The following is a 4,686-nucleotide window of genomic DNA, read 5'->3' as shown; positions in this document are numbered from 1 at the left end:
TTTACATAGAATCCATCGTTATATTTACGATAACACAAAGAAATTTTATTTTTTATTTTTTGTGTAATATAGAAAATTTATTATTAAATATAAAATTATTTAACTTTATGTTTTTTATAAAAAGAAAAATCTATTATATTACCCTCATTAATAAGTGTTTATATTTATTATATTTTTTTATAAATTAAGAAATTACATTGTTTATAGTTGTTTATATTGTTATATATTGTTTATATTGTTATGTACAAAAAAAAGCTAAAAAAAAGTTCATTTAACCATTGATTTTATTAAGAAAAGGAAGGTTTTTCTTACCACGTATTAGTGGGGACTTGTTACACGCATTAATGAGGTGCATTTTACGCATTAATGGGGGTATTAATACGTATTAATGAGGGCTTTTACACGTATTAATGAGGGTCCTTATTTTTTTTAACGTATTAGTGAGGTATATTTATAATTTTATATTATCACCACGTATTAGTGAGGTATATTTTTTAAGAAAAAACCATCTTTTTAGAGAAGAATTTATATATTTTTATAAGAATTTATGTTAAAATATGTAAAAAATTGGATAACTTTATAAGTAACCCCCATTATTAAGTGCAAAAAATTCAAATTATTTTTAAGGAGATAAATTAATGAGTAAGTGGTATGAAGAGGAAGTTATAGATACACCAGAAACAGAGATAGTAGAAGAAAATATCTATGTAGACGAAGATTTTATTAAAAATAAATCTTTAGTTCGTGTTGATATGAACGTTATACAATATCCACTTTTTTCTAAAAATACAAGAAGAAAAGTAAATCAAATTGTAAAATATTATTTTAATAAAAATCGTGATACATATATAAATGTTACACCTAAAGCAGGTGACTATATTCCTGGTGAGTTAGAGGAAAAAGTTTTTATAGCTTTAATGAAAGTTATGAAAAATAAAGGAATGCCAAGAAGATTTATTATAACGGCAGCAGAATTAAAAAAAGAGTTAAAATTAACAACTAAAGATTACGTAAAAAGAATAAAAGAAAGTTTATCGAGGTTAGCAACCTCTAACTATAATTTTAAAAATACAATGTATTCTTCTATAAATAAATCTATATTAACTGAAGATATAGAAACAACAATCCTTTCGCTTAAAACGATTAGACTTGATGACAGAAAAAATAAAACTCTTAAAGATCAAATTGGTGATAATAGAATAAAAGAAGTTTATGAGATCTCTGTATCAGATCATTTTTATAATAATATAATGACAAAAGGTTATATGGTTTACAACTCTGATATTTTATTAGATATAGATACGAGTACAGCCCGAACAATTTATATGTTAATAGAAAAGCTTAGATATCATGAGCTTTATTTAAGAATAGATACACTTTTTTTAATAAAAAGGATTCCATTAAAATTTAATCCTAAAAATCCACATAATACTATAAAAATTTTAGAGAATAACTTAAATGAGTTAAAAATAAAAAATTTAATTAAAGAGTTTAATTTTGTAAAAGATAGTACATGGGAAAAATCGGAGATAGAAATACATTTTTATGAAGATTCAGCTGAAGAAAAACAAGATAGATTTTTTGATGATTTTAATGATTTTAAAAATATATCTACTCAATTAACGATATCTGCTACAGAACACGATACATTAACTGAAAATGAAAAAGAACAACTGGAAAAAACAATTATAACCAAAGAGTTAATAGAGGAATTATTTAACCAATTACCAAATATTGCTAAAAAATTAAAATCTATGCCAAAAACTATAGCAGATAGTATTGAAAAATATGGAGAAGAAAAAGTAAGAGGAACAATAGTTTATTTGAATAAACAGAAAAAATTAACTAGTCCGAGAGCATTTTTCTTAAAAGCTTTGGAAAATAACTGGGCGGGAGATATTTTTATTGAGGAAGTTAAAAAAGAAAATTTATCTCAAGAAAAAATCGAAATAAAAAAAGATGAAATAATTGATGAAAAATTCCTCCAATTGGAAACTTTCTTTGAATTATTGCCTCAAGAAGAAAAAGAAGAAATAGAAAAAAATGCATTTAAAAATTATATAGAAATATGTGGAATGAATACCAAAATACAGAAAATAGCTTTTAATGCTGGTAAAAAAAGAATAATTTTAAATTATTTAAATGAGATAGACTATTTTAATTATAACTCTTCATCAAAATTAGAGATAATAGAAATAGAAGAAAAAAATAAGAACCATTCAGAACCATTAACTAAAGAGTTTCTATCTTTAGCAAAAGATTATATAAATAATGTTTTGATAATGTTAGAAGGTGATTTTTCTAAAGAGGAATTATTAAGGTTAAAAATGAAATTAACAAAAGAGGTTTTAGCAGGAAATATTCAAACTATAGATGATGTTCAAAATAAAGTTGAAGAAATTTTATTAGGAAAATAATTTTATAAGTAATTTATAAAAAGATAAAAAGCACTTTTTCATTAGTTGAAGAAAGTGCTTTTTTTATAAAAAAAGAGATTATCTTAAAAGATAAATCCCTTCTACTCGCGCACAAATTATAACATTAAAAATATTTAAAATCAATAAAAGTAAGAAAAAATATTTTTTAGGCTTGACATAACACAATAAAAGAAGTATTATTTTATTAAAGTAAAATAATAGAAAATTTTAATGTTAAATTCCTTCTACTCGCAATAGAAAATTCATTAAATTTTTCTAAAAATTTAGGAGGATAATGATGAAAATAAACTATAGTGAAAATTTGATAACAGTAACATTAAATTTAAATGGAGCAAAGATATCTTTAGAGGGAAAAAATTCAGATGAAATTGAAAAGGCTCTTAAAAATTTAAAGTTATTGTTAAGTTAAGGAGTTCGGATGATAAAAAAATTATCGTTTTCATATAAAAAAGATGGAAGATTAAATGGATGTAGATTAAATCTGTCTAAAGATATTTTAAATTTCCTATCTATAACGGAGGAAAACAATAACATTATTTTTGAATATAAAAATGATGAAATTATTTTAAAATATGGGAAAACTTTAGTAGAACAAGAACAAAAAACAGAGAATGGAAAAATTCTTTTACTAATAAAAAATTATAAAGTTAAATTTGATAAAGTTGGAAAATATAAATCACCAAAACTAGTGATTCCTTTACCTGTTATAAATAGTTTAGGATTAACAGAAGAGAAAAAAGATGTTGTAATTACACTACTAGATGATGCTGTGAGCATAAAGCCAAATGTGGAGGGAAAAGTGGATAGAAAAGGAAAAGTATATACAATAAAAGTTAATAAAGGTGGAGTAGGAAAAACTTTTTTAGCGGTTCAATTATCAGTTGGATTATCATTAATTGGAAAAAAAGTATTAATTTTAACATCAGACTCTCAAAACAATATATTAGATTATACTGCTCCACAAGAGCACAAGCCTATTTTTAATAGTGGATTAAAAGCTTTTGTAAAAGGTGATGATGGAGACATTATAAGAATAAGAGAAAATGTTGATTTTATTCCACTTGAAGATTCTAAATTCTCAACAACATTTTTAAATAATCTACCTAAATTTATAGAGAAAATGAGAGCAGAGTATGATTTTATTTTAATCGATAGTATTCCAACTATGAAATTAGATACGATATTTGTAGAATGCTCAGATAAAGTTATTATTCCTTGTTTTTGTGATAGAGTTACAGTTGAAGGAGTTATAAATGTAGTAGAGGAAGCTGGTATTAACAAAGTATATTCGATAATAGTTAATAAATATAGAAATACTACAAATCAAAATAAATATTTAGATGATTTAAAAAGTGTTTTAGGACAAACAACAATACTTCTTCCTGAGCCGATAAAGGAGTTATCTCAAATTGAAACGCTTTTAGAAAAAGGAAAAAGTGTTTGGGAAACAAATTCTAAAGGGTTACAAGAAGTACAAGATAGCTTAATAGAGGTTATAAAGGGGATGTAACACATGTGTTACATGAAATAATATTTGTGTTACAGATTTATATTATAAAATAAGTTTGCTTAAATTATACAATAAGGGGTGTTCAATGGGAGCAATAGATAGATTGAGAAGAGCTACTGAGGGAGCTAGTAAGGAAATAGTTGAAAAAGAGAAAAAAAGTGAAACATTAGAAATAATAAAAAATATAGTTAAGATAGATTTTTGTGATTCTAAAGAAGAGAATGAATTTTTAGAAATAAAAACAAAAGAGATTTTAAATTTACAAGCTAACGCTTCAATTCAACTTGGAAAAATTTTTAAAGAAGTTTCAGAAAAAATACAAGAGGATATGACATATTGTCAATGGTTAGAGTTAGTTGGTTTTAATAGAATGACTGCATTAAGACATAGAAGAAGATTTGAATTATTTGAAAGCGCCAATACTGATATAGCAAAAGAGATTGTAGGATCTTTGACTTTTAGAGAGATAGAAAAAATTTATAAAAATTTAGAAGAAAATTTAACATATTTAAATGCATCAAATGGAGTGTTAGATTTTAAAAATTTTTTAAAAGAGGAAAACTTAATTAAAAGTGAGGAAAGTAGAAAAGAGCTTGGAGTAAATATAAATTTTGAAATTTTTAATAATATAAAAGAAAAGATTCAGTATGTTGACGACAAAAGAAAAGAAGAGATAGAAAAATTATTATTAAAAATAGAAAGATTATTAAAGGATTAAAAAAATAGCCCATTAGATTT

At 23.7% G+C, this 4,686-nt stretch carries 4 protein-coding genes; all 4 read left to right on the top strand.

The window, feature by feature from the left end:
* The first annotated feature begins 638 nt into the window (after positions 1–638).
* The 4 genes from Q0V08_RS10825 (at position 639) to Q0V08_RS10810 (ending at position 4,666) form a co-directional block, all read left to right on the top strand.
* Positions 639–2,417 (top strand): hypothetical protein, encoded by a 1,779-nt coding sequence (locus Q0V08_RS10825; RefSeq protein WP_297434675.1) that lies wholly within the window; start codon positions 639–641, stop codon positions 2,415–2,417.
* 298 nt (positions 2,418–2,715) lie between these two features.
* Positions 2,716–2,847: a hypothetical protein gene (locus Q0V08_RS10820; protein ID WP_257164252.1), complete on the top strand. Its 132-nt coding sequence runs from the start codon at positions 2,716–2,718 to the stop codon at positions 2,845–2,847.
* A 9-nt stretch (positions 2,848–2,856) separates the two neighbouring features.
* The gene (locus Q0V08_RS10815) at positions 2,857–3,948 is read left to right on the top strand and encodes an AAA family ATPase (RefSeq protein ID WP_257164253.1); all 1,092 of its coding nucleotides are present in this window, start codon (positions 2,857–2,859) and stop codon (positions 3,946–3,948) included.
* An 85-nt stretch (positions 3,949–4,033) separates the two neighbouring features.
* Positions 4,034–4,666, top strand: a complete 633-nt coding sequence (locus Q0V08_RS10810) for a hypothetical protein (RefSeq protein ID WP_297434665.1) — start codon at positions 4,034–4,036, stop codon at positions 4,664–4,666.
* Positions 4,667–4,686: the final 20 nt, after the last annotated feature.

The organism is uncultured Cetobacterium sp. (assembly GCF_947038635.1).
Taxonomy (GTDB): domain Bacteria; phylum Fusobacteriota; class Fusobacteriia; order Fusobacteriales; family Fusobacteriaceae; genus Cetobacterium_A.
Note: the sequence above shows the minus strand (reverse complement) of the source record. Positions and strands in the feature narration are given on the sequence as shown.

Bases quoted from the DNA above. Each gene is read 5' to 3' on its own strand.
- Q0V08_RS10825 (WP_297434675.1), top strand. From the start codon at position 639: ATGAGTAAGTGGTATGAAGAGGAAGTTATAGATACACCAGAAACAGAG.
- Q0V08_RS10810 (WP_297434665.1), top strand. From the start codon at position 4,034: ATGGGAGCAATAGATAGATTGAGAAGAGCTACTGAGGGAGCTAGTAAG.
- Q0V08_RS10820 (WP_257164252.1), top strand. From the start codon at position 2,716: ATGAAAATAAACTATAGTGAAAATTTGATAACAGTAACATTAAATTTA.
- Q0V08_RS10815 (WP_257164253.1), top strand. From the start codon at position 2,857: ATGATAAAAAAATTATCGTTTTCATATAAAAAAGATGGAAGATTAAAT.